This window comes from Streptomyces sp., from assembly GCF_050698815.1.
Classification (GTDB): domain Bacteria; phylum Actinomycetota; class Actinomycetes; order Streptomycetales; family Streptomycetaceae; genus Streptomyces.
Genome location: NZ_JBOHCV010000132.1, coordinates 1 through 2,861, shown reverse-complemented (window position 1 = coordinate 2,861; position 2,861 = coordinate 1). Strand labels below are relative to the sequence as shown.

Sequence of the window (2,861 nt, the reverse complement as noted above, 5' to 3'; positions counted from 1 at the left end):
GCAGCGCGCGTTCGGCACCTCCGGCAAGTGCCTGCAGGTCGGATTCGCCACCGACGCCGGGGTACGCGCGGCGCGGCTCGCCGCCGCCGGTGCCTCGGCCGACCCCTCGGTACTGGACCAGTGGTTCGACGTGGTCGGCGGCTCCGGCAGTTCCGGCCCGCAGGCGCCCGATCCCGGCCCGGCGGTCCCGCACGGGCTGGCCGTCAAGCTGCACCCGTGCTGCTACGCGATGCAGCGGCCCGTCAGTGCGGCACGGACACTGCTGCGGGAAGGGCTCGACCCCGAGGCCATCGTCCGGATCGTCATCACCACACCCGAGGCGGGAATGCAGCCGCTGATCCACCACGATCCACGCACCGGACTCGAGGCGAAGTTCAGCATGGAGTACGCGGTGGCGACCGCGCTCCTCGACGGATTCCCCGGCCTGGCCGACTTCACCGACAGCGCCGCCACCCGTCCCGGGGTGAGGCGCCTGCTTGAGCGTACGGAGGTGCGTGTCACCCCCGGGGGCGGGGAGGACCTCATGGCGGGCGAGACGCGGATCCTCCTGGAACTGTCCGACGGCACCCGGGCCGAGACCGCGCTCGACCTGCCGCAGGGCCACCCGAGGCGTCCGGCCACCGACGCCGAACTCGCGGCCAAGGTCACCTCCTGTGTCGGAAAGGACCGCGTCGAGGAGGTCATGGCCCTGTCCTGGGAGAGAGCCCCGCGCCTGCTCCGAAGGGTTCTCGGCCCGGGCTGAGTCCGCCTCCGGGCCGGACACGGCCAGGGGCGACCGGAGGTGGGCACGGCGCCCGTCGGATGCGCCCCCGTCCTCGTACGCCCGCTGCTACGTTCGCTGCGAACCGGCAGGGCAGCGGCGGGAGGTGGGCGGGGTGGTGAGCGACGCGGGCGGACAGCGGGCCGCACGGGCCTACATCGGATCGTTCACCTCGGCGGGCGGCCGTGGCATCATCACCGCCTCCGTCGACCCGGCAAGCGGCGCCCTGACCGAACTGCACCACACGGGAAGCTCCCTCGCCGACCCCTCCTATCTCACCCTCGCCGGGCATCTCTACGCGGTCAGCGAGCGGGAGACCGGCGCCGTCGCCGCCCTCTCGCTCGCCGACCGGGACCGGCCGGCGCTGCTCGGCGAGCCCACCCCTGTACGCGGCAGGGCGCCGACTCATCTCACGCTCGCCGGCGGGCACGTCGTCACCGCGAACTACGCGTCCGGAAGCATCAGCGCTCTGCCCGTGCGTGCCGACGGCACACTCGGCAGCCCGGCGGCCGTGCACCGGCACACCGGACACGGCCCGCACGCGGACCGGCAGGAAGGGCCGCACGCGCACGCGGTGGTGCCCGACCCGTCCGGCCGGTGGCTGCTCGCGGTGGATCTGGGCACCGACTCGGTCTGGATCTACGGCCTGGGTGGTGCAGACCCCGCGAGCCGGCCGTCGCCGCACGCACAAGCCGCTCTGCGGTCAGGCAGCGGGCCGCGTCACCTCGCCTTTCATCCGCGCGGGGACCTCGCCTACGTCATCAACGAGCTGGACTCGACCGTCACGGCGTGCCGTTGGGACGCAGACGCGGGTGCACTGGAACCGCTGGGGGAGACCTCCGTCGTACCGGCCGGGGCGGCGGAGGGGCCGAACTACCCGTCCGAGCTGGTCATCTCACCGGGCGGCCGGTTCGCCTGGGCCGCCAACCGCGGCCACGACACCATCGCGGTGTTCGTCCTGAGCGACACCGGCGACGCCATGGAGCTGACCGCCACCGTTTCGTGCGGCGGCCACTGGCCACGGGACCTCGCCCTGCACCCCTCCGGCCCGTGGCTCTACGCCGCCAACGAGCGCTCCGGCGACATCACCTGGTTCGACATCGACCCCGCCTCAGGCACCCCGCACCGTGCGGGACGCCTCGGCGCTCCGGCCGCGAGCTGCGTCATCTTCGGCTGAGCGGTCCGGCCGGCGAGTTCGGCCGGCCGGGTTCGGCTTCAGCGCGGGCCGCCGTACTTCAGCGGGCGGCCAAACCCTGCGGTGACTGCTGCTGGCCGATCCCGAGCTTGGCCGCGTACGTGGAAGCCACCAGCTTGCCCACGGCCGGGTAGGCGCCGAGCGGCTCGGCGACCGAGCAGCCCGCCTCCTCCGCAGCCGCGTCCAGCAGCCCTTCCGAGACCTCCGGTCCGATGAGGCACGGCGCCACAGCGAGCTGGGTGGAGCCCGAGCCGCGCAGCTGCTCGGCGGTACGGGCCACCGCGCCCACCTCGTCCAGCCCCGCGGCGAGCACCGGAACGGCGAGCCGGGCGGCGAGCAGCATGCCGGTGATACCGGCTGCCTGGACCGCGTCCTCGCCGCCGACCGTGGCGAGCACGATGCCGTCCGCGGCGGTGGCGACCGTGAAGAGCCGGGCGCGGTCGGCGCGGGCGAGGCCCGCCTCGGAGAGCTTGACGTGCACGCCCTCGGCGAGCAGCGGGTGCGGGCCCAGTACGTCGGTGATTTCGGCGCCGGTGCCGCTGGAGAGCACCGCCTGCCGCATCCGCCGCATCAGCGCCGGGTCCGGTCCTGCCAGCAGCGGGATGACCACGGCGACCAGTGGCTCTTCGGACGCCTGCTGACCGGCGCCGGCCGCGTCGGCGCCGAGGCCCACCTCGAGCAGCTGGCGAGCGACGTCGAAGACCGGGTCCAGGCAGTCGTCAGCAGCGGCGTGGACGAATCGGAGGTCCGAGCCCTCGTGGGCGCCGCCGTGAAGCTCGGGAGGGCCGGTGCCTAGGAAGGGGCCGAACGGGACGCAGCACGTGCGCCGCGCCGCGGCGTCGGGAGCGCCAGCGAGCAGCCGCAAGCCGAGCGGCAAGCCCGGAAGCGCCGCAGGCGCCCCAGCGG

At 74.5% G+C, this 2,861-nt stretch carries 2 protein-coding genes and 1 pseudogene; 2 read left to right on the top strand and 1 reads right to left on the bottom strand.

Annotated elements, in window-relative coordinates:
* Together ACRDP3_RS05220 and ACRDP3_RS05215 are read left to right on the top strand one after the other, a co-directional pair.
* Positions 1-742 (top strand): annotated as a pseudogene (locus ACRDP3_RS05220) (hypothetical protein); the annotation flags it as partial.
* Positions 743-878: 136 nt separating this feature from the next.
* Entirely contained in the window at positions 879-1,937 is a 1,059-nt protein-coding gene (locus ACRDP3_RS05215) for a lactonase family protein (protein ID WP_431515623.1), read from the top strand.
* 58 nt (positions 1,938-1,995) lie between these two features.
* Here ACRDP3_RS05215 and ACRDP3_RS05210 read toward each other — a convergent pair whose 3' ends face one another.
* Positions 1,996-2,820 (bottom strand): hypothetical protein, encoded by an 825-nt coding sequence (locus ACRDP3_RS05210; RefSeq protein ID WP_431515624.1) that lies wholly within the window; start codon positions 2,818-2,820, stop codon positions 1,996-1,998.
* Positions 2,821-2,861 lie beyond the last annotated feature (41 nt).